This is a genomic window from Pseudomonas sp. LA5 (assembly GCF_028640825.1).
In the GTDB taxonomy this organism is placed as follows: Bacteria; Pseudomonadota; Gammaproteobacteria; order Pseudomonadales; family Pseudomonadaceae; genus Chryseomonas; species Chryseomonas aestiva.
This window is the reverse complement of the sequence record NZ_JAQYZY010000057.1, coordinates 26,373-47,184: the sequence shown is the minus strand read 5'-3', so window position 1 is coordinate 47,184 and position 20,812 is coordinate 26,373. Positions and strand designations below refer to the sequence as shown.

Sequence of the window (20,812 nt, the reverse complement as noted above, 5' to 3'; positions counted from 1 at the left end):
ACATGACGTCACTGTGCTCAGCCTGGTCTTGAACGCTTTCCGGAGCGCGAACAGATATCCCCGATCAAGACTTCGGCGTAAGGCAAAAGGCGTGATTAAAGCTGGCCCGAGGGCCAGCCTTAGACTTTAGCGGCGGATGACGCCAACGCTTAACCCTTCGATGGCGAATTCCTGGGTGGAAAGATCGACTTCGATAGGGGCGAACTCGGGATTCTCTGCCAGCAGAGTGACCTGGTTGCCCGAGCGCTTGAATCTCTTCACGGTAACCTCGTCGCCCACCCGGGCCACGACGATCTGGCCGTTGTGCACCTCTCGGGTCACATGGACGGCCAGGAGGTCGCCATCGAGGATGCCGACGTCTCTCATGCTCATGCCCTTGACCTTGAGCAGGTAGTCGGCACGGGGCTGGAAGAAAGCCGGATTGATGGCGCAGTTCTCTTCGACGTTCTGTTCGGCCAGGATGGGCGCGCCCGCAGCAACCCGACCGATGACCGGCAGGCTCTCGTCGGCTTTGCGCGTGGCATCCAGACCCGGAATGCGGATACCCCGAGAGGCGCCCGGCGTCATCTCGATGGCGCCCTTGCGTGCCAGGGCCTTGAGGTGTTCCTCGGCCGCGTTCGGCGATTTGAAACCAAGCTCCTGCGCGATCTCCGCGCGGGTAGGCGGAAAGCCATTGGCTTCGAGGCAACGCTTGATGAAGGCCAGGATCTCGGCTTGTCGCGGTGTCAGTTTCAGCATGATGCACGTCGCGTCGTCTAATGATGCTGTGATTATATACAGTAACTCCGGGTGCTAGGCAAGGCCGCTGCCCCTGGCTTCGGACGACAGGCCGAATTCACTGTAGATAGCGTTCAGATGACGGAATGACGTACCTTCCAGGGCTTCGCATGGCTGTTCGCAGACCAGCCCGCGATTGACTTCGGTAGCGTTTGAAACATATGTTTCAAACGGAAATTCATCTATCGGGGAAGGTCATGGCGCAGTCGGATACCGTTGAACGCATTCTGGATGCGGCCGAGCAGCTGTTCGCCGAGCGCGGCTTTGCCGAAACCTCGTTGCGACTCATCACCACGCGAGCTGGGGTCAACCTGGCCGCGGTCAACTATCACTTCGGCTCGAAGAAGGCCCTGATCCAGGCGGTGTTCTCGCGCTTCCTCGATCCCTTCTGCTTCAACCTGGAGCGGGACCTCGATCAGTGGCAGCCGAAGCATGGCGAGGACGTGAGCCTGGAGGCGCTGTTGAATCTGCTGGTGGATCACTCCCTGGCCATAAAGCCGCGGCATGGCAATGACCTCTCGGTGTTCATGCGTCTGCTGGGCCTGGCCTTCAGCCAGAGCCAGGGCCACCTGCGCAAGTACCTGGAACAGACCTACGGCCGCGCCTTCCGCCGCTTCCTGCTGCTGGTGAATCGAGCCGTGCCCGAGATCCCGCCGCTGGAGCTGTTCTGGCGCGCCCACTTCATGCTGGGCGCGGCGGTGTTCAGCATGTCCGGCATCAAGGCGCTGCGGGCGATCGGCGAAAACGATTTCGGCGTCGATACCCATACCGATCAGGTACTGCGACTCATGGTGCCCTTCCTCGCCAGCGGAATGCGCGCCCCCACGGCGATGCACGCGCCGGAGCTGGCTCAGGCGCAGTATCGGCCACGGCGGCCGGTGGTCGCGGAGACGGCCGAGAGCTACTAGGCTGCGAGGCCGGCGGTGCCTGGGGTAAGCTTGCGTCCCTTTCACGGCGCCGTGCGCCGGAGCATTCGGACGAGGTACCCATGCAAGGCTCTCTGATGGTCGATATCGCTGGCACCTGGCTCACCGCCGAGGATCGACAGCTGCTGCGCCAGCCGGAGGTGGGCGGGCTGATCCTGTTCGCCCGCAACATCGAAACCCCGGGGCAGGTACGGGAACTGTGCCGTGCCATTCGCGCGGTGCGACCAGAATTGCTGCTGGCCGTGGACCAGGAAGGCGGTCGCGTGCAGCGCCTGCGCCGCGACGTGGTGCGGTTGCCGGCCATGGGGCAGCTGGGCGGGCGCGCGGACAGCGCGGAACTCGCCCGCCTCTGCGGCTGGCTGATGGCGACCGAGATCCTGGCGGTAGGGCTGGACTTCAGTTTCGCCCCGGTGCTGGACGTCGACCATGGGCGCAGCCAGGTCATCGGCGCCCGTTCCTTTGGCAGTGCCGACCAGGTGATCGAGCTGGGCAGTGCCTTCATCGCGGGCATGGGCGACGCCGGTATGGCCGCCACCGGCAAGCACTTCCCCGGCCACGGCTGGGCCGAAGCCGACTCCCACTATGCCATTCCCACCGACGAGCGCGATCTGGACACCCTGTTGCGCACCGATCTGCGCCCGTTCCAGGCTCTCTTGCCGACCTTGGGAGCGGTGATGCCCGCTCACGTCATCTATCCAGCGGTGGATCCCCAGCCGGCCGGCTTTTCCCGCCGTTGGCTGCAGGACATCCTGCGCGGCGAGCTGGATTACCGGGGCGTGATCTTCAGCGACGACCTGTCGATGGCGGGTGCCCACGTCGCAGGCGATGCCGGCCAGCGCGTCGAGGCGGCGCTCACCGCCGGCTGCGACATGGGGCTGGTGTGCAATGACCGCGCAGCGGCCGAGCTGGCCCTGACCCGGGTGCAGCAGCTGGGCGTCTCGCCCGCGCCACGACTGGCCAGCATGAGAGCCCGCCGCCTCGTCGATCTCGATTACCGCCAGCAACCGCAGTGGAGTCTTGCCCTGCGGCGGTTGCGCCAGGCTGAACTCATCTAAAGGACGTTTCCATGACTACCTACGCCATCATCGGCGGCACCGGTCTTACTGCGCTCGCCGGCCTGGAGCTGGACCAGGCCCAGACCTTCGAGACGCCCTGGGGTGCGCCCTCGGCGCCCGTGCAGCGCGGCCACTATGCCGGCCTACCGGTGCTGTTCCTGGCCCGCCATGGCCATCCGCACCGCATTCCGCCGCACCAGGTCAACTACCGCGCCAATCTCTGGGCACTCAAGGAAGCCGGCGCCGAGGCCATCGTCGCGGTGAATGCCGTGGGTGGCATCCATGCCGCCATGGGCAGTGGCCATCTGTGCGTGCCCCACCAGCTGGTGGACTACACCTGGGGGCGCGGCCATACCTTCTTCGAAGGCGCGGACCTTGCGCATGTCACCCACATCGACTTCAGCTTTCCCTACGACGAGTCCTTGCGCCTGCGGCTGCTGAATGCGCTGCGCAAGCTGCAGCTGCCGCACAGCGACCATGGCGTCTATGCCGCCACCCAGGGGCCACGCCTAGAAACGGCAGGAGAAATCGTCCGGCTGGAACGCGACGGCTGCGACATCGTCGGCATGACCGGGATGCCGGAAGCGGCCCTGTCGCGCGAACTGGGCCTGCCCTATGCCTGCCTGGCGCTGGTGGTGAATCCGGCGGCCGGCAAGGTGCAGCGGGAAATCACCATGGCCGAGATCGAAGCGGTCCTGGCCAGCGGCATCGACGAGGTGCGGCAGGTGCTGGCCGAGGTGCTGACGGGCTGATAGCGACCGAGCCGCTCCCGGGGATACCCGGCGAGCGGCTCTTCGATCAGCTGGCTGGCGTCAGGCGATCGAACAGGGCTTCCAGGACGTTGAAGCGCTCTTCCGGCCGCTCCATCGGTACCTGGAACTTGAACAGGGTCGCGCCCTCCAGCCGATACTTCTTCGGCTGCGCCTGGATCATCTTCACCAGCACCAGTGGATCCACCTGGGTATCGGCGGCGAATTCCAGCCGCCCGCCCTGGGGGCCCGCATCCACCTTGACGATGCCCAGGCCTTCCGCGCGCAGCTTGAGCAGCGTCAGGCGCACCAGATTCTTGGTCGGTTCCGGCAGCAGTCCGAAGCGATCGATCATCTCCACCTGCAATTCCTTGAGAGCGTCTTCGTCCGCTGCCGAGGCGATGCGCTTGTAGAGGATCAGCCGCGCATGGACATCGGGCAGGTAGTCTTCCGGGATCAGCGCGGGGACGCGCATGTTGATGTCCGGACCGCCCCCCAGGGGCTTTTCTAGGTTGGGCTGCTCGCCTTTACGGATGGCCTTGACCGCGCGCTCCAGCATTTCCATGTAGAGGGTGAAACCCACCGCCTGGATCTGTCCGCTCTGGCCTTCGCCGAGCAGCTCGCCGGCGCCACGGATTTCCAGGTCGTGGGTCGCCAGGATGAAGCCGGCCCCCAGGTCCTGGGCGCCGGCAATGGCTTCCAGGCGCTTTTCGGCATCCGGCGTCATGCCCTTGCGGGGCGGCGTGAGCAGGTAGGCGTAGGCCTGGTGGTGACTGCGCCCGACCCGGCCGCGCAGCTGGTGCAGCTGGGCCAGGCCGAACTTGTCGGCGCGCTCGATGATGATGGTGTTGGCATTGGGCACGTCGATGCCGGTCTCGATGATGGTCGAGGCCACCAGCACGTTGAATCTCTTGTGGTAGAAGTCGCTCATCACCTGTTCGAGATCGCGTTCGCGCATCTGCCCGTGGCCGATGCCGACGCGGGCCTCGGGCACCAGCTCGGCCAGTTCGCGGGCGCGCTTCTCGATGGTCTTGACCTCGTTGTGCAGGAAGTACACCTGGCCGCCGCGCAGGAGCTCGCGCAGCAGGGCTTCCTTGATCACCGCGTTCTGCTCTTCCATGACGAAGGTGCGCACCGAAAGTCGGCGGGCCGGGGGCGTGGCGATGATGGACAGATCACGCATGCCGGCCACCGCCATGTTCAGGGTGCGCGGAATCGGCGTGGCGGTGAGGGTGAGGATGTCCACCTCGCTGCGCAGCGACTTCAGCTGTTCCTTCTGACGCACCCCGAAGCGGTGCTCCTCGTCGATGATGGCCAGGCCCAGGTCCTTGAACTTCACATCGCCCTGCAACAGCTTGTGGGTGCCGATGATGATGTCGATCTTGCCATCGGCCAGCTCCCGCGCGGCGGCGGCGACTTCCTGGGCCGACTTGAAGCGGCTCATCACCTCGACCCGTACCGGCCAGTCGGCGAAGCGGTCGCGGAAGCTGTTGTAGTGCTGCTGGGCGAGGAGGGTGGTGGGGACCAGCACCGCCACCTGGCGACCGCCGTGCACGGCGATGAAGGCTGCGCGCATGGCCACCTCGGTCTTGCCGAAGCCCACGTCGCCGCAGACCAGGCGATCCATGGGCGTGCCCGCCAGCATGTCCTTGTGCACCGCCTCGATGGCGGCCTGCTGGTCCGGCGTCTCCTCGAAGGGGAAGCCGGCGGAGAAGGTGGCGTAGTCGACGGCCGGGTCCCTGAAGGCATAGCCCTTGCGCGCGGCGCGGCGGGCATAGATGTCGAGCAGTTCGGCGGCCACGTCGCGCACCTGTTCGGCGGCCTTGCGCTTGGCCTTCTGCCAGGTCTCGGAACCGAGCTTGTGCAGCGGCGCGAGGGCATCGTCGGTGCCTGAATAGCGGGCGATCAGGTGCAGGCTGGCCACCGGCACATAGAGCTTGGCGTCGTCGGCGTATTCGAGCAGGAGGAATTCCTGGGGCTGGTCGTCCAGCTCCAGGGTGATCAGGCCCATGTAGCGGCCAACGCCATGGTCGATGTGCACTACCGGCGCGCCTTCGCGCAACTCGGTGAGATTCTTGATGACGTTCTCGCCGGCATCGCGACCCTTCTCGCGGCGGCGGCGCTGCATGATGCGCTGGCCGAACAGCGGATTTTCCGGAATCAGGGCGACGCCGGCGTCATCCAGCACCAGGCCCTCGTCCAGTGGCGCCAGGGCGATGGCGATGCGCTCGGCGCTGGCCTGGAAGGCCGCCCAGCCCTCGACCTGGCCGGGGCGCAGATTCAGGCGGGCCAGCAACTCCAGCAGCACTTCGCGGCGGCCGGCGCTTTCCGCGGTGAACAGCACCCGGCCGGGGAAGTCGGTGATGAAGTGCTCCAGGGCCGCCAGCGGCTGGCTGGCCTTGGCGTCGATGGCCAGGTCCGGCAGGGCGCGGGCGGCGAAGCGCTCACGGCCCACGCCGGATTCCAGGTCGTCCGCGCCAATGACCACCCGCGGCCAGTTCTTCAGGCGGGCGAAGCAGTCTTCCACCGGCAGGAAGACATCGGCCGGCGGCAGCAGCGGCCGCTCCGGATCGACCCGGCGGTCTTCGTAGCGATTGCGGACATCGGTCCAGAATTGCTCGGCGGCCTGCTCGATTCCGGGCAGGGAAAACACCTGGGTGTTGGCCGGCAGATAGTCGAAGAGGGTCGAGGTTTCATCGAAGAACAGCGGCAGGTAGTACTCGATGCCCGCCGGCGTGATGCCGCTCGCCAGGTCCTGATAGATGGGACAGCGGCGATAGTCCACGTCGAAGCGCTCGCGGAATCGCGCGCGAAAGCCGGTCACGGCTTCTTTATGCAGCGGAAATTCCCGCGCCGGCAGCAGGCGGATGCTGTCGACCTTGTCGATGGATCGCTGCGTTTCCGGATCGAAGGTGCGCAGCGTCTCGATCTCGTCGTCGAACAGGTCGATGCGGTAGGGCAGGTTGCTGCCCATGGGGAAGAGATCGATCAGGGCGCCACGCACGGCGAACTCGCCATGTTCGTACACCGTATCCACATATCTATAGCCGGCTGCTTCCAGCCGTCCGCGGGTGGCTTCCACGTCCAGCCGCTGGCCGACGTCCAGCACCAGGCTGCTGCCGAGCAGGAAACGGGTGGGTGCCAGGCGGTGTAGGGCGGTCGCCAGAGGGACTACCAAAATACCGTGGGAGAGCTCCGGCAGCCTATAAAGAGTCGCGACGCGCTGGGAGATGATGTCCTGATGCGGCGAGAAGACATCGTAGGGCAGCGTCTCCCAATCGGGAAAATTCAGCACCGGCAACTCGGGGGCGAAGAAGCGGAGTTCCTGCTCCAGGCGATCGGCGGTCTGGCTGTCCTGGGTGATCAGCAGGGTGAAGCGGCGAGTCGCGGCCTTGGCGGCTTCAGCGATGGCGAGGGCTAGCGCGGCGCCGGGCAGATTGCCCCACTGCTGGCGGCCGGCGGTTTCAGGAATTGACGGGGTACGCAAAACTGACACGCGGGCGGAACTCCGGTGGATTTCGGGAGGGTTGGGATTGTAACGACCGGCCTTTCGCGCTGTCAGTGCAGCGACGCGCGTCGATTGCCTGGGAGAGGCAGCGCGGTCATAATGTAGTTCCTTTTTTCAGCTCCTACATAGGGAAGGATTTGTCGTGAGTCAGAAGCCTGAGCAGTGCCTTGAAGAATGGATCGATCGCGAAGCGCTCGCCGAGGCCATGATTCCCCTGATTGGTCAGCTGTACCGTAACAACAATGTTGTGACCTCGATTTACGGTCGCGGTTTGGTCAACCGTTCGGTGATCTCCATTCTCAAGGCCCACCGGTTCGCCCGCCAGATCGACAACGTCGAGCTGTCCGTGCAGGACACCTACCCGCTGGTGAAGGCCCTGAGCGAGCTGGAACTGGGCGCCGCCTCCATCGACCTGGCCCGCCTGAGCCTGAAGTTCAAGGCCGAAGCCGCCGGGCGCGACCTCAAGGACTTCCTGCGCAGCGAGCTGTCCGCCGTGGTCGGCAAGCAGGGCGTCGAGCAGCGCAAGGGCAAGGACGTCGTGCTCTACGGCTTCGGTCGTATCGGCCGGCTGCTGGCGCGCATCCTCATCGAGCACCAGGGTAGCGGCGACGGCCTGCGCCTGCGCGCCATCGTCGTGCGCAAGGGCGCCGACAACGACCTGGTCAAGCGTGCCAGCCTGCTGCGTCGCGATTCCGTGCACGGTTCCTTCGACGGCACCATCACCGTCGACGAAGCCAACAGCACCCTGTGCGCCAACGGCACCCTGATCAAGGTGATCTACTCCAACGATCCCACCACCGTCGACTACACCGCGTACGGCATCCAGGATGCCATCGTGGTCGACAACACCGGCAGATGGCGCGATGCCGAAGGCCTGGGCCAGCACCTCAAATGCAAGGGCGTCTCCCGCGTGGTGCTGACCGCACCCGGCAAGGGCAGCCTGAAGAACATCGTGCATGGTATCAACCATGACACCATCACCGCCGAAGACACCATCGTCACCGCGGCCTCCTGCACCACCAACGCCATCGTGCCGATCCTCAAGGCGGTCAACGACAAGTACGGCATCGTCAACGGTCACGTCGAGACCGTGCACTCGTACACCAACGACCAGAACCTGATCGACAACTTCCACAAGGGCGATCGCCGTGGCCGCAGCGCCGCGCTGAACATGGTGATCACCGAGACCGGCGCCGCCAAGGCCGTGGCCAAGGCCCTGCCGGAACTGGCTGGCAAGCTGACCGGCAACGCCATCCGCGTGCCGACGCCCAACGTTTCCATGGCGATCCTCAACCTGAACCTGGAAAACGGCACCAGCAAGGAAGAGATCAACGAGTACCTGCGCGAAATGGCGCTGCACTCGCCGCTGCACAAGCAGATCGATTTCGTGAACTCGCCGGAAGTGGTCTCCAGCGACTTCGTCGGCTCCCGTCATGCGGGCGTGGTCGATGCCGGTGCCACCATCGTCAGCGACAACCGTGTCGTCCTCTATGTCTGGTACGACAACGAGTTCGGTTACAGCTGCCAGGTCGTGCGGGTGCTGGAAGAGATGGCGGGGGTCAATCCGCCGGCCTTCCCGGCCTGAGTCTTGCGCGCTAGGCAAGGCTGACTTGCAAGAAAAAACGGGAGCCCTGGTGGCTCCCGTTTTCGTTTTGATCGGGTTTTGCGCCACAATAGCGGCCCGTGACAAGAGGTCGCAGCCCCCTGGGGGCGATCTCGCGTCGGATCCGGCCTCGCATGAGGTGGTCCGGCTCCAGCCGTCGCCTGCGGACGGCTAACCTTCTGAGGAGAAAGCATGGCGGTCTATAGCTACGACGTGGTGGTACTGGGTTCGGGACCGGCCGGCGAGGGCGCGGCGATGAACGCCGCCAAGAATGGCCGCCGCGTGGCGGTGGTGGACAATCGCCAGGTGGTCGGCGGCAACTGCACCCACCTGGGCACCATTCCCTCCAAGGCCCTGCGCCATTCGGTCAAGCAGATCATCCAGTTCAACACCAACGAGATGTTCCGCTCCATCGGCGAGCCGCGCTGGTTCTCCTTTCCCGACGTGCTGCGCAGCGCCGAGCGGGTGATCGCCCGGCAGGTGTCGTCTCGTACCGGCTACTACGCGCGCAACCGGGTCGACCTGTTCTTCGGCACCGCCAGCTTCGCCGACGACAACACCATCGAGATCGTCAACCTGCGCGGTGACCTGGAGCGCCTGGTGGCCAAGCAGGTCGTCATCGCCACCGGTTCGCGTCCCTATCGCCCGGTGGACGTGGACTTCAGCCATCCGCGCATCTACGACAGCGACACCATCCTGTCGCTGACCCATACCCCGCGCCGGCTGATCATCTACGGTGCCGGGGTGATCGGCAGCGAATACGCCTCCATCTTCAGCGGCCTCGGCGTGCTGGTGGACCTGATCGACAACCGCGACCAGCTACTCAGCTTCCTCGACGACGAAATCTCCGACGCCCTGAGTTATCACCTGCAGAACAACAATGTGCTCATTCGCCACAACGAGGAGTACGAGCGCATCGAAGGCCAGGAAAACGGCGTCGTCCTGCATCTGAAGTCCGGCAAGAAGCTGCGCGCCGATGCCCTGCTGTGGTGTAACGGCCGGACCGGCAATACCGACCAGCTGGGCCTGCAGAACGTGGGCATCTCGGTCAACAGCCGGGGCCAGGTCACCGTCGACGAGAACTACCGGACCTCGGTCGCCAACATCTATGCGGCGGGCGACGTCATCGGCTGGCCAAGCCTGGCCAGTGCCGCCTACGACCAGGGGCGTTCGGCGTCGGACAACATCCTGCACGACAACAATGGGCGGGTGGTCAACGACATCCCCACCGGCATCTACACCATTCCCGAGATCAGTTCGCTGGGCAAGACCGAGCGCGAGCTGACCCAGGAAAAGGTGCCCTACGAGGTTGGCAAGGCCTTCTTCAAGAGCATGGCGCGGGCGCAGATCTCCGGCGAACCGGTGGGCATGCTGAAGATCCTTTTCCACCGCGAGACCCTGCAGGTGCTGGGCGTGCACTGCTTCGGCGACCAGGCGTCGGAAATCCTACACATCGGCCAGGCGATCATGAACCAGGAAGGTGCGGCGAACAGCATCCGCTATTTCGTCAACACCACCTTCAACTACCCGACCATGGCCGAGGCCTACCGGGTGGCGGCCTTCGATGGGTTGAATCGGCTGTTCTGAGTCGGCCTAGGTTGGGCGGACGGAGGCAAATGTCCGCTCGGCTAGCCCCCTCTCCCCTCGGGAGAGGGCTGGGGTGAGGGTACCCCCGTAGCAGCCTCCAGTGGAAAAGGCTGCGCCGTTTTCCACGCTACGGTTCTGCGTCGGCTTATATCGCGGCCACGGCGGTCTGCCGATGCGGCCGCTCCTACGGTAACGTTCGTGCCTGTAAGAGCGGCCCATGGCCGCGATGGCCAGATTTGGCTTTTGTAGGTTGGGTTGAGCGCAGCGAAGCCCAACACGTCCCGGGCTTCGACCTGCGCCAGCGCCTACCCCAACGTCCGTCGCGCCAGGCTCGGGAAGTCGGTGATCAGGCTGTCCGCGCCGAAGTCGGCCAGGCGGCGCATCAGGCTGGCGTCGTTCACCGTCCAGACCGAGACATGCAAGCCCTGGCGCTGGGCCTTGAGCAGCCGCTCCGGGGTGCACAGCGTCCAGTTCAGCGCCAGCAGGTGGCAGTCGTAGTGAGCGGCCACCTTGAGCGGATCCAGCCAGGCGTACTCTGCCACCAGCCCACGCGCCAGATGCGGCGTATCGCGCTGCAGGGCGCGCAGGACCTCGCGCGAGGCGCTGGTCACGGTGATCCTGTCCTGCAGGCCGAATTCCTCGACCAGCTGGGCGATGGCCCTGACGGTCTGCGCCGCCCGCACCCGCGAGGCGCTCTTCACCTCCAGCTGCCAGTGGTCGAAGGCGCACTTCTCGAACAGTTCGCGCAGGGTCGGAATTGGGCAGGGGCGTGGCCAGACCGGGCCGCCCTGGCGGGCATCCAGGGCGACCAGATCGGCGACGGCCTTTTCGCTGACCTTGCCGCCTCGCCCGGTGGTACGTTTCAGGGTCGGGTCATGAATCACCACCAGCTCGCCGTCCCGGGAGAGGTGCAGATCCAGTTCGCAGCGCCGGACGCCCAGCTCCAGGCACAGCTCGAAACCGGCCAGGGTATTTTCCGGGGCTTCGCCGCGGGCACCGCGGTGTCCGTAAATGAGGGTCATGGGGGCTCCTAGGGTGACGGGACCGGGCGCCGCGGTTCACGGACCGCGTCCAGCACCCGATCGTTTTCGAAATAGACGCTGAAATCTCTGTAGTCCCAGCGGCGAATCGCCGGGCGTCCGACCGGAGGATGCTCCTGGTCGGGCAGGCCGAAGCGCTCCAGAACCTGGCTGCGACTGTCGCCGCGCAGGGGCAGCGGGGTACTGCCATCGCCCTGCTGGCCCAGCGGGATCTGCAGGGTCTCGGCCCAGCCGGGCAGGGCGGTACCGAGCAGCAGGGCCGCCAGCCAGGGGCGTTTCACGCCTCGTCTCCACGGTCGGCGCGGCGTACCCGGGCCTGCTGACGCAGGACATGGCGCGCCAGCAACTGGCGCTGGGCGTCTTCCAGGTCGATGAAGCTGGTGCCGATCTCGTACCCGCCGGCCACGGCCTGGCAACCGGTCACCTCCGCCAGCACCTGCAGGCCTAGGCCCTGGGGCGGCAATGCCATGCGCAGGTCGAGTCGGGTGCCCAGGGTGTAGGGCTCGGCATCGACGAAGGCCAGGCCGCCCTCGGACAGCACCACGTCGCGGGTGGCGCCGCTGTCGTGCAGCAGATTCCAGGTAAAGGCCTGGCCGAGCAGGTCCAGGCGCTTGTTCACCAGGCGCAGGCAGGCGGTAACGGCGCGGTCGCGCTCGTCCAGATTGCGCAGCAGGTGACGGGATTCGAATTCCAGCTGATGCAGTTCGCTCAGGAGTGCGAACAAGGGCGCGGTCTCGCCGGGGACCCCGTCGGCAGGGCTGATTTGCAGTGCGATACGGTCGGTGATGCGATAGTATTCCCGCCGTTCACGCGCGTCTGGGGTGGTCATGTCGGGCCGCTCCGTGGGTGATGGCCCCGAGTGTAGCCGGCGAGCCGGCACGGTGTCGCCGTCCAACCCGCAGGGCGCCTACGTCTTTCCGCCGTGCAAGCGAGCCTATGTTCAGACCCCTGCCGATCTACCTTGGCCTGCGTTACGTCCGCGCCAAGCGCCGCAACCATTTCGTCTCCTTCATCTCGCTCACCTCCATGATCGGCCTGGCCCTCGGCGTGGTCGTCATGATCGTGGTGCTGTCGGTCATGAACGGCTTCGATCGCGAGATGCGCGATCGCGTCCTCGGCATGATTCCCCATGCCACGGTGGAGTCCTACCAGCCGGTGCCTGACTGGCGCAGCGTGCGCGAGCTGGCGCTGCAGAACAGCCAGGTGGCCGCGGTGGCGCCCTTCACCCAGTTGCAGGGCATGCTGGCCCACGACAAGGCGGTGCAGACGGTGTTGCTCAACGCCATCGATCCGGCCGAGGAACCCAAGGTCTCGATCATCCCCAGCTTCATGCGCGAGGGCCGGCTCGACGACCTCAAGCCGGGTGAATTCGGCATCATCATCGGTTCCCTGGCCGCCGAGAAACTGGGTGTGAAGGTTGGCGACAAGCTCACCTACATCGCCCCGGAAGTGGCCGTGACCCCCGCCGGCATGTTTCCGCGCATGAAGAGATTCACCGTGGTGGGCATCTTCAGCGTCGGCGCCGGCGAGCTGGACGGCTCGTTGGGCCTGATCGACATCGAAGACGCCGCGCGGCTGCAGCGCTGGCCGGCGAACGCGGTACAGGGCGTGCGCCTCAAGCTGCACGACCTGTTCCAGGCGCCGGACGTGTCCTGGAACATCGCTCGTCAGCTGCCGGGCAAGGACTGGTACGCCCGCGACTGGACCCGCACCCACGGCAATCTCTATCAGGCCATCGGCATGGAAAAGACCATGATCGGCCTGCTGCTGCTGCTGATCGTCGCCGTGGCCGCCTTCAACATCGTCTCCACCCTGGTGATGGTGGTGACCGACAAGAAATCCGACATCGCCATCCTGCGTACCCTGGGCGCCACGCCCCGGCAGATCATGGCGGTGTTCATGGTCCAGGGGACCTTCATCGGCGTCATCGGCACCGCCATCGGCTGCCTGCTGGGCGTGCTCGCCGCGCTCAACGTCAGTGCCGCCCTGGCCTGGGTGCAACGGATCACCGGGCACCAGTTCCTCAACGCCGAGGTGTATTTCATCGACTACCTGCCGGCGCAGCTGCAGCTGCACGACGTCCTGCTGGTCTGCGGCGCGTCCTTCGCCCTGAGCTTCCTGGCCACGCTCTATCCCTCCTGGAGCGCCGCCCGTACCCAACCCGCCGAGGCCCTGCGTTATGAATGATCGAGCCGTTTTGCGTTGCCAGGACCTGGGCAAGCGCTACGAGGAAGGCCCCCAGACCGTCGAGGTGCTGAGCAATGTCCAGCTGACCCTGCAACCGGGCGAGCGGGTGTCCATCGTCGGCAGTTCGGGGTCGGGCAAGACCACCCTGCTGAATCTGCTCGGCGGCCTCGACACCCCCAGCAGCGGCAGTGTCTGGCTCGATGGCGAGGAGCTGTCGGCGCTGAACGAGAAGGCCCGCGGCCTCTTGCGCAATCGCGCCATGGGCTTCGTCTACCAGTTCCACCACCTGCTGCCCGAATTCAGCGCCCTGGAAAACGTCTGCATGCCGCTGCTGATCGGCAAGGCCTCCATCGGCGAAGCCCGCGAGCGCGCTGCCAAGTTGCTGGAGCGGGTCGGTCTCGGTCATCGCCTGGGCCACAAGCCGGCCGAGCTGTCCGGTGGCGAGCGCCAGCGCGTGGCCATCGCCCGGGCGCTGGTCAACCAGCCCAAGCTGGTACTGCTCGACGAACCCACCGGCAACCTCGACCAGCACACCGCCCACGGCATCCAGGACCTGATGCTGGAGCTGTCCACCTCGCTGCGCACCGCCTTCCTGGTGGTGACCCACGACCAGGTGCTGGCTGGCCAGATGGACCGGATGCTGCGCCTGGACGAAGGCCATCTGGTCGACGCCACGCCGGCCCGGCAGGTCTGAGGTCGCCATGTTCAGACCGCTTTCGCTGTTCATCGGCCTGAGATACACCCGCGCCAAGCGGCGCAAGTCGTTCATCTCCTTCTTCTCGCTGGTTTCCATGTTCGGCCTGGCGCTGGGCGTGCTGGCCATGATCCTGGTGCTGTCGGTGATGAACGGCTTCCAGGAAGAAATGCGCGGCCGCATCCTCGGCATGGTGCCCCATGCCTTCATCAGTGGTGCCCAGCCGCTGGACGACTGGCGCCCGCTGGCGGCCAAGGCCGAGCAGCAGCCCCATGTGCTGGCGGCGGTGCCCTATACCCAGTTGCAGGGCATGCTTTCGGTACGGGGTCGCATGCAGCCGCTGCTGGTGGACGGCATCGATCCGGCCCAGGAAAAGCGCGTCTCCATCGTCGGTGAGCGAATGACCCAGGGCAGTCTCGACGCCCTCAAGCCCGGCGAATTCGGCATCGTGCTGGGCGAGATCGCCGCGCGACGCTTCCAGCTGGAGCTGGGCAGCCAGGTCACGGTGATCATCCCCGAGGTCGGCGCCACCGGCAGCATCACGCCGCGGCTGCGGCGCTTCACCGTGGTCGGAACCTTCAAGGTCGGCGCCGAGCTGGATGCCTCCCTGGCCCTGATCAACGTCGCCGATGCTGCCCCGCTCAAGGGCTGGCAGCCGGGCCAGGTGGAGAGCATCCGCCTGGCGCTGGACGATCTGTTCCAGGCGCCGCGCATCTCCCGCGACGTGGCCAAGGCCCTCGGCGACGGCTACCAGGCGCGTGACTGGACGATCTCCCAGGGCAGTCTGTTCCAGGCCATGCAGATGGAAAAGACCATGATCGGTCTGCTGCTCCTGCTGATCGTCGCCGTGGCCGCCTTCAACATCATCGCCACCCTCATCATGGTGGTGGCCGACAAGAAGGCCGATATCGCCATCCTGCGCACCCTGGGCGCCACGCCCGGGCAGATCATGGCGGTGTTCATGGTGCAGGGCACGGTGATCGGCCTGGTCGGTACCCTGATCGGCGGCGTGCTGGGCGTCATCGCGGCACTCAACGTCAGCAGCTGGATCGCCGCCCTGGAGCGTCTGGTCGGCCACAAGCTGTTTGGTGGTGACATGTACTTCATCAGCAACCTGCCGTCGCGGCTGGAGCTGGAAGACGTGGTGCTGATCGCCGTGGCCGCCCTGAGCATGAGTTTCCTGGCGACCCTCTATCCCGCCTGGCGCGCCTCGCGCACCTCACCGGCCGAAGCCCTGCGCTACGACTGATCTCCTGCCGGGCCAGGCGGCGCTACGCCCCTGGCCCTACGGCGTCCAAGCTGCTCTAATCCGCGCTTCCGAAGCTCTTTTGGCTCTCCAAGGATGGAGTCCTGATGCGCGCCGCCCTGCTGTCCTTCGCCCTGGGCGTGCTGCTCCTGCGCGCCTTCGCCACACTGCCGTCGCTATCCCTGCTGGCGGCCCTCGCGGCGGTGGCCCTGGTGCTCCTGTTCACCCGCTTCCTGGCGCTCGGTGCCTTCGGGCTGGGCCTGGCCTGGGCGCTGCTCAATGGTCACTGGGCGCTGGACGATCGCCTGGATCCGACGCTGGAGCAGCGGGTGCTGTGGATCGACGGCGAGATCAGCGGCCTGCCCACGGTGGAGGCCGACTCGGTGGGTTTCGTGCTCGCCGGGGCAACCAGCCGCCGCGCGCTGAAGCTGCCGGCGCGGATCCGCCTGAGCTGGCACGGCGGGCCGCGCCCACTGGCCGGCGAACGCTGGCGCCTGGCCGCGGAGCTGCGCGGCCCCGCGGGTCTGGTCAACCCCCTCGGGCAGGATCGCGAAGCCTGGCTGCTGGCCCAGGGCATAGGCGCCACCGGCAGCGTCAAGGATGGCCAGCGCCTGGCCGCCGCCAGTGGCCTGGCGACCTGGCGCGACGGCATCCGGCAATACCTGCAGACGCGGGATCCGGCGGGGCAGGGTGGGCTGCTCGCCGCCCTGGTGGTGGGCGACGGCTCGGGTATCACCACTGCCCAGTGGCAGCTGTTCCAGGACACCGGCACCGTGCACCTGATGGTGATCTCCGGGCAGCACATCGGCCTGATCGCCCTAGGCGTTTATGCCGGGGTGGTCCTTCTGGCACGCCGTGGCCTCTGGCCGCGTCAACTGCCCTGGCGTCTGTCCGCGGCGGTGCTGACGATCGCCACCGCACTGGGCTACGGACTGCTGGCCGGCTTCGAGGTGCCGGTGCAGCGGGCCTGCGTCATGGTCACCCTGGGCCTGCTCTGGCAACTCGGGCGCCAGCAGGTGCGGCTGGCGGACGCGGTCCTGCTGGCCCTGGCACTGGTGCTGGCCGCCAATCCGCTGGTCAGTCTGCTGCCCGGATTCTGGCTGTCCTTTGGCGCCGTGCTGTTGCTGCTGTGGAGCTTTGCCGGCCGCCTGGGCCGACTGCCCTGGTGGCTCACCCTCGGGCGCGCTCAGTGGTGCATGGCCGTGGGCCTGGCGCCGCTGCTCCTGGCGCTGGGCCTGCCCCTGAGTCCGAGCGGCCCGCTGGCCAATGCCCTGGCCGTGCCGCTGATGGACCTGGCCATCGTGCCCCTGGCGCTGGCGGGGACCCTGCTGTCCCTGCTCTGGTCGCCGCTGGGGACGCCGGCCTTGCTGCTGGTGGGTGGCCTGCTGCAGGGGCTGCTCTGGCTGCTGAGCGGCTTGGCGCACCTGGCTGCAGCCTGGCAGCCGGTCCTCGCGCCCGCCTGGGCGCTGTGGCTGGCGGGGCTGGGGGCGCTGCTGGCGCTACTGCCCGCGGGTGTGCCGCTACGAGGCTTCGGCGCGCTGCTGATGCTGCCGGGGCTGTTTCCCCCGTCGCCGGTACCCGCGGCGGGGCTGGCGCGGATCACCGTGCTGGACGTGGGGCAGGGCCTGGCGGTGCTGGTGCGCACCCGCGACCATGCGCTGCTCTACGACGCCGGGCCGCGCCAGGGCAGCTATGACAGCGGCGCCCGGGTCGTCCTGCCCAACCTGCAGGCCCTTGGCATCGACACCCTGGACGTCATGCTGCTCAGTCATGCCGATGCCGACCACGCCGGCGGTGCGCCGGCCGTGGCCAGAGGACTGCCGCCAGGACAGGTACTCAGCGGCGAGGCGGGTCGGCTCCAGCCGGAATTGCACGCGCGGGATTGCACGGATGGGGCCGAGTGGCGCTGGAACGAGGTCGTCTTCACCACCTGGTGGCACCCCGCGGCGGATTCCAACGCCTCCTCCTGCGTGCTCAGCGTCGCCGCGAGGGGCGAGCGCCTGCTGCTGACCGGCGACATCGATGCCCGCCGTGAAGCCGAGCTGGTGGCCAGCGGGGTGCCGCTGGCAGCCGAGTGGCTGGTCGCTCCGCACCATGGCAGTCGCAGCGGTTCCAGCGCCTCCTTCATCGACGCCGTCCAGCCGCGTGGCGTACTGATCTCCCGGGGGCTGAACAATCGCTATGGCCATCCCCATCCCCAGGTGCTGGCGCGCTATCGCGAGCGCGGCGTGCTGCCCTACGACACCGCCGCGCTGGGCGCCCTGAGCTGGACCCTGGGTCGCTGGGAGGTACCGCACGGGCAGCGCCAGGTGCGGCATTGGTGGCGGATAGGCCCGCCGACACCCTGAGGCGTTCGTGCTAGAGTGGCCGCATTTTGCGGCAGGGGTAACGCTCTCGTGTTCGAAATGGTCAAAGCTGGCGGCTGGATGATGCTGCCGATCATCCTCAGTTCCATCCTGGCCACGGCCATCATCGCCGAGCGGCTGTGGACCCTGAGACGCAGCCGGGTGGCACCGCCGACGCTGCTCGCCCAGGTCTGGCGCTGGATCCAGGACAAGCAGCTCAATGCCGAGCGGCTGCGCGAATTGCGCGCCGGATCGCCCCTGGGCGACATCCTCGCCGCGGGCCTGACCAACTCCCGTCATGGCCGCGACATCATGAAGGAAGCCATCGAGGAAGCCGGCAGCCGCGTGGTGCACGACCTCGAACGCTATCTCAACACCCTCGGCAGCATCGCCGCCCTGGCACCCCTGATGGGCCTGCTCGGCACGGTGTTCGGCATGATCGACATCTTCAGCGCCTTCATGAACGACGGCATGGCCAATGCGCCCATCCTCGCCGGCGGCATCTCCAAGGCCCTGGTCACCACCGCCACAGGCCTGCTGGTGGCGATTCCCGCGGTGTTCTTCCATCGCTACCTGCTGCGCCGGGTCGATGAGCTGGTGGTCGGGATGGAGCAGGAAGCGGTCAAGCTGGTGGACATCCTCCACGGCGATCGCGAGGTGGACGTCCGCGAAGGAGCCCCGGCGTGAAATTCCGTCGCCGCGCCGGGGGCGCCGCCCGCGAAGAGGTCTATATCAACCTGGCCTCCTTCATCGACGTCATCTTCGTCCTGCTGCTGTTCTTCGTGGTGACCGCGACCTTCAGCAAGCCCAGCCAGCTGAAGATCGAACTGCCCGAGGCCGACAGCGCCGCAGCGGCCGCCAACCAGGCCAAGACCCTGGAAATCAGCATCACCGCCGAAGGCCAGATGGCGCTCAACGGCCAGACCCTGGCGCGCAACGACCTGACCGGCCTGACCACCGCGCTGCAGCGTGAATCCGGCGGCGACAACAGCCTGCCGCTGGTGATCACCGCCGATGGCCGCGCCACCCACCAGTCGGTGGTCATGGCCATGGACGCTGCCGGCAAGCTGGGTTTCAGCCAGTTGCGCATCACCACCCTCGAGGCCCAGGCGAAGCGTCCGTGAGCCTGGGTGAGCGCCTGGTCCGCGCCTGGTACCAGGGGCATCCGGCCCTGAGCCTGCTGGCGCCGCTCGAAGCCCTCTATCGGCAGGTCGCCCGGCGCAAGCGCCGGCGGTTCCTGGCGGGGCAGGGCAGCATCCATCGCGCGCCGGTGCCGGTCATCGTGGTGGGCAATCTCACCGTCGGCGGTACCGGCAAGACGCCCATGATCCTCTGGCTGATCGGCCACCTGCGCGCGCGCGGGCTGAGGGTCGGGGTGATCAGCCGGGGCTATGGCGCCACGCCGCCGAGTCTACCCTGGCGGGTGCGGGCCACCGACACCGCCGCCGTCGCCGGCGACGAGCCGCTGCTGATCGTGCAGCGCACCGGGGTGGCCCTGGTCACGGATCCCGATCGTGGGCGCGCCGTCGAACGCCTGCTCGCCGAGGAGCGGCTCGATATCATTCTCAGCGACGACGGCCTGCAGCACTATCGCCTGGCCCGCGACCTGGAACTGGTGATGGTCGATGCGGCGCGCGGCTTCGGCAATGGCCGCTGCCTGCCGGCCGGGCCGCTGCGCGAACCCCTGGAGCGGCTGGCCGAGGTGGACGCCGTGATCCACAACGGCGCCACTGTCGATCCTGCCGACGGCTACGGCCTGACCCTGCAGCCCAGCGCCCTGGTCAATCTGCGCAGCGGCGAGACGCGATCGCTGGATTTCTTTCCCCCGGGGCAGCGCCTGCACGCCCTGGCCGGCATCGGCAACCCCGGCCGTTTCTTCGCCACCCTCGAAGGACTACACTGGCAGCCGTTGCCCCATGCCTTCGCCGATCACGCCACCTACAGCGCGGCAGAGCTGGCCTTCACCCCGGCGCTGCCGCTGGTGATGACCGAGAAGGACGCGGTCAAGTGCCGGTCCTTCGCCGCCGCCGACTGGTGGTACCTGGCGGTGGACGCCCAGCCCTCGGCCGCTTTCGTCGCCTGGCTGGATGGGCGTCTCGACCGGCTCCTGCCCGAACACTCTCACTGACGGAATCTTCGCCCATGGATCTCAAGCTGCTGGACATCCTCGCCTGCCCCCTGACCAAGAGCCCGCTGATCTTGAGCGACGACAAGACCGAGCTCATCAGCAAGGCCGCCGGCCTGGCCTTCCCGATTCGCGACGGCATCCCGGTGATGCTGGAAAGCGAGGCGCGCATCATCACCACGGATGAGCGTCTGGACAAATGAGCACCGCGTTCACCGTCGTCATCCCGGCGCGGCTCGCCAGCACCCGACTGCCCAACAAGCCGCTGCTCGACATCGCCGGCAAGCCGATGATCCAGCACGTCTGGGAGCAGGCCCGGCGCAGTGGCGCCGAGCAGGTGGTGGTGGCGACCGACCACGACGACATCCTGCGTGCCTGCGAAGGCTTTGGCGCGCGTGTCCTGCTGACCCGTGCCGATCATGCTTCGGGCACCGATCGCCTGGCCGAGGTGGCCGAGCTGCTCGGCCTGGCCGCTGACGCCCTGGTGGTCAACGTCCAGGGCGACGAGCCGCTGATACCACCGGCGGTGATCGACCAGGTGGCCAATAATCTCGCTGCCCATCCCGAAGCCGGCGTGGCCACCCTGGCCGAGCCGATCGCGGACGTCGACAGCCTGTTCAATCCCAATGTGGTCAAGGTGAGCACCGACCTGAACGGCCTGGCGCTGACCTTCAGCCGGGCGCCGCTGCCCTGGGCGCGCAATGCCTTCGCCGCTGATCGCGCGCGGCTGCCCCAGGGCTTTTCCTACCGTCGCCACATCGGCATCTACGCCTATCGCGCCGGCTTCCTCGCCGATTTCGTCAGCTGGGGTCCCTGCGCCCTGGAAGAGACCGAAGCCCTGGAGCAATTGCGCGCCCTCTGGCACGGCGTGCGTATCCATGTCGCCGATGCCCTGGAAGCGCCCCAGGCCGGCGTGGATACCCGAGAAGATCTCGAGCGCGTCAGACGCCTGCTGGGAGCCTAGATGACC

General features: G+C 66.9%; 19 protein-coding genes. 14 read left to right on the top strand and 5 right to left on the bottom strand.

Features of this window, described 5'->3' with window-relative positions:
* Positions 1–126: 126 nt before the first annotated feature.
* Positions 127–738 (bottom strand): transcriptional repressor LexA, encoded by a 612-nt coding sequence (lexA, locus tag PVZ72_RS21310; RefSeq protein WP_133862797.1) that lies wholly within the window; start codon positions 736–738, stop codon positions 127–129.
* 236 nt (positions 739–974) lie between these two features.
* Here lexA and PVZ72_RS21305 point away from each other — a divergent pair, with 236 nt between their 5' ends.
* The 3 genes from PVZ72_RS21305 (at position 975) to PVZ72_RS21295 (ending at position 3,510) form a co-directional block, all read left to right on the top strand.
* Entirely contained in the window at positions 975–1,685 is a 711-nt protein-coding gene (locus PVZ72_RS21305) for a TetR/AcrR family transcriptional regulator (RefSeq protein WP_133862796.1), read from the top strand.
* Positions 1,686–1,765: 80 nt separating this feature from the next.
* Complete coding sequence (gene nagZ / locus PVZ72_RS21300) at positions 1,766–2,758, top strand: beta-N-acetylhexosaminidase (RefSeq protein ID WP_187980111.1); 993 nt, start codon at positions 1,766–1,768, stop codon at positions 2,756–2,758.
* A gap of 11 nt (positions 2,759–2,769) precedes the next feature.
* Complete coding sequence (locus PVZ72_RS21295) at positions 2,770–3,510, top strand: S-methyl-5'-thioinosine phosphorylase (protein ID WP_273862952.1); 741 nt, start codon at positions 2,770–2,772, stop codon at positions 3,508–3,510.
* Between the two features lie 46 nt (positions 3,511–3,556).
* Here the strand turns inward: PVZ72_RS21295 and mfd are convergent, their stop codons facing one another.
* Positions 3,557–7,003 (bottom strand): transcription-repair coupling factor, encoded by a 3,447-nt coding sequence (gene mfd / locus PVZ72_RS21290; protein ID WP_273862951.1) that lies wholly within the window; start codon positions 7,001–7,003, stop codon positions 3,557–3,559.
* Between the two features lie 154 nt (positions 7,004–7,157).
* On the opposite strand from mfd, the gene PVZ72_RS21285 reads away from it, so the two are divergent.
* Together PVZ72_RS21285 and sthA are read left to right on the top strand one after the other, a co-directional pair.
* Entirely contained in the window at positions 7,158–8,600 is a 1,443-nt protein-coding gene (locus PVZ72_RS21285; protein ID WP_273862950.1) for a glyceraldehyde-3-phosphate dehydrogenase, read from the top strand.
* Positions 8,601–8,810: 210 nt separating this feature from the next.
* Positions 8,811–10,205: a Si-specific NAD(P)(+) transhydrogenase gene (gene sthA / locus PVZ72_RS21280; protein ID WP_133862791.1), complete on the top strand. Its 1,395-nt coding sequence runs from the start codon at positions 8,811–8,813 to the stop codon at positions 10,203–10,205.
* Between the two features lie 305 nt (positions 10,206–10,510).
* On the opposite strand, the gene PVZ72_RS21275 is transcribed toward sthA, so the two are convergent.
* The 3 genes from PVZ72_RS21275 to PVZ72_RS21265 are packed head-to-tail and all read right to left on the bottom strand — an operon-like array spanning position 10,511 to position 12,074.
* Complete coding sequence (locus PVZ72_RS21275; RefSeq protein ID WP_187980109.1) at positions 10,511–11,227, bottom strand: glycerophosphodiester phosphodiesterase; 717 nt, start codon at positions 11,225–11,227, stop codon at positions 10,511–10,513.
* A gap of 8 nt (positions 11,228–11,235) precedes the next feature.
* Positions 11,236–11,526, bottom strand: coding sequence for a phosphodiesterase (locus PVZ72_RS21270; protein WP_273862949.1), 291 nt, complete (start codon positions 11,524–11,526; stop codon positions 11,236–11,238).
* A complete protein-coding gene (locus PVZ72_RS21265; RefSeq protein WP_133862788.1) occupies positions 11,523–12,074 on the bottom strand; it encodes a PilZ domain-containing protein in 552 nt (183 codons plus the stop codon). The genes PVZ72_RS21270 and PVZ72_RS21265 overlap by 4 nt, the downstream gene beginning before the upstream one ends.
* Positions 12,075–12,181: 107 nt before the next feature.
* Between PVZ72_RS21265 and PVZ72_RS21260 the strand changes: the two genes are divergently transcribed.
* The 9 genes from PVZ72_RS21260 to kdsB all read left to right on the top strand — a co-directional run bounded on the left by PVZ72_RS21260 (position 12,182) and on the right by kdsB (position 20,806).
* Positions 12,182–13,432 carry a lipoprotein-releasing ABC transporter permease subunit gene (locus tag PVZ72_RS21260; RefSeq protein ID WP_273862948.1) on the top strand — a complete coding sequence of 417 codons (1,251 nt, stop codon included), beginning with the start codon at positions 12,182–12,184 and terminating at the stop codon, positions 13,430–13,432.
* Positions 13,425–14,126, top strand: a complete 702-nt coding sequence (gene lolD, locus PVZ72_RS21255; RefSeq protein WP_026083696.1) for a lipoprotein-releasing ABC transporter ATP-binding protein LolD — start codon at positions 13,425–13,427, stop codon at positions 14,124–14,126. Before PVZ72_RS21260 ends, lolD begins: the two co-directional genes overlap by 8 nt.
* Before the next feature lie 7 nt (positions 14,127–14,133).
* Positions 14,134–15,375 (top strand): lipoprotein-releasing ABC transporter permease subunit, encoded by a 1,242-nt coding sequence (locus PVZ72_RS21250; RefSeq protein ID WP_187980107.1) that lies wholly within the window; start codon positions 14,134–14,136, stop codon positions 15,373–15,375.
* Positions 15,376–15,479: 104 nt separating this feature from the next.
* Positions 15,480–17,720 carry a DNA internalization-related competence protein ComEC/Rec2 gene (locus PVZ72_RS21245; RefSeq protein ID WP_273862947.1) on the top strand — a complete coding sequence of 747 codons (2,241 nt, stop codon included), beginning with the start codon at positions 15,480–15,482 and terminating at the stop codon, positions 17,718–17,720.
* A gap of 48 nt (positions 17,721–17,768) precedes the next feature.
* Positions 17,769–18,404 carry a MotA/TolQ/ExbB proton channel family protein gene (locus PVZ72_RS21240; protein ID WP_059315847.1) on the top strand — a complete coding sequence of 212 codons (636 nt, stop codon included), beginning with the start codon at positions 17,769–17,771 and terminating at the stop codon, positions 18,402–18,404.
* Positions 18,401–18,841, top strand: coding sequence for an ExbD/TolR family protein (locus tag PVZ72_RS21235; protein WP_133862784.1), 441 nt, complete (start codon positions 18,401–18,403; stop codon positions 18,839–18,841). Before PVZ72_RS21240 ends, PVZ72_RS21235 begins: the two co-directional genes overlap by 4 nt.
* Positions 18,838–19,845 (top strand): tetraacyldisaccharide 4'-kinase, encoded by a 1,008-nt coding sequence (gene lpxK / locus PVZ72_RS21230; protein ID WP_273862946.1) that lies wholly within the window; start codon positions 18,838–18,840, stop codon positions 19,843–19,845. Before PVZ72_RS21235 ends, lpxK begins: the two co-directional genes overlap by 4 nt.
* Positions 19,846–19,859: 14 nt before the next feature.
* Complete coding sequence (locus PVZ72_RS21225) at positions 19,860–20,045, top strand: Trm112 family protein (protein ID WP_007162406.1); 186 nt, start codon at positions 19,860–19,862, stop codon at positions 20,043–20,045.
* Positions 20,042–20,806, top strand: a complete 765-nt coding sequence (gene kdsB, locus PVZ72_RS21220) for a 3-deoxy-manno-octulosonate cytidylyltransferase (RefSeq protein WP_273862945.1) — start codon at positions 20,042–20,044, stop codon at positions 20,804–20,806. Before PVZ72_RS21225 ends, kdsB begins: the two co-directional genes overlap by 4 nt.
* Positions 20,807–20,812: the final 6 nt, after the last annotated feature.

What these genes read in the sequence shown, in the direction of transcription:
- lexA (WP_133862797.1), bottom strand. Translation starts at nt 738, where the DNA reads ATGCTGAAACTGACACCGCGACAAGCCGAGATCCTGGCCTTCATCAAG.
- PVZ72_RS21305 (WP_133862796.1), top strand. Translation starts at nt 975, where the DNA reads ATGGCGCAGTCGGATACCGTTGAACGCATTCTGGATGCGGCCGAGCAG.
- nagZ (WP_187980111.1), top strand. Translation starts at nt 1,766, where the DNA reads ATGCAAGGCTCTCTGATGGTCGATATCGCTGGCACCTGGCTCACCGCC.
- PVZ72_RS21295 (WP_273862952.1), top strand. Translation starts at nt 2,770, where the DNA reads ATGACTACCTACGCCATCATCGGCGGCACCGGTCTTACTGCGCTCGCC.
- sthA (WP_133862791.1), top strand. Translation starts at nt 8,811, where the DNA reads ATGGCGGTCTATAGCTACGACGTGGTGGTACTGGGTTCGGGACCGGCC.
- PVZ72_RS21275 (WP_187980109.1), bottom strand. Translation starts at nt 11,227, where the DNA reads ATGACCCTCATTTACGGACACCGCGGTGCCCGCGGCGAAGCCCCGGAA.
- PVZ72_RS21265 (WP_133862788.1), bottom strand. Translation starts at nt 12,074, where the DNA reads ATGACCACCCCAGACGCGCGTGAACGGCGGGAATACTATCGCATCACC.
- PVZ72_RS21260 (WP_273862948.1), top strand. Translation starts at nt 12,182, where the DNA reads ATGTTCAGACCCCTGCCGATCTACCTTGGCCTGCGTTACGTCCGCGCC.
- lolD (WP_026083696.1), top strand. Translation starts at nt 13,425, where the DNA reads ATGAATGATCGAGCCGTTTTGCGTTGCCAGGACCTGGGCAAGCGCTAC.
- PVZ72_RS21250 (WP_187980107.1), top strand. Translation starts at nt 14,134, where the DNA reads ATGTTCAGACCGCTTTCGCTGTTCATCGGCCTGAGATACACCCGCGCC.
- PVZ72_RS21245 (WP_273862947.1), top strand. Translation starts at nt 15,480, where the DNA reads ATGCGCGCCGCCCTGCTGTCCTTCGCCCTGGGCGTGCTGCTCCTGCGC.
- PVZ72_RS21225 (WP_007162406.1), top strand. Translation starts at nt 19,860, where the DNA reads ATGGATCTCAAGCTGCTGGACATCCTCGCCTGCCCCCTGACCAAGAGC.
- kdsB (WP_273862945.1), top strand. Translation starts at nt 20,042, where the DNA reads ATGAGCACCGCGTTCACCGTCGTCATCCCGGCGCGGCTCGCCAGCACC.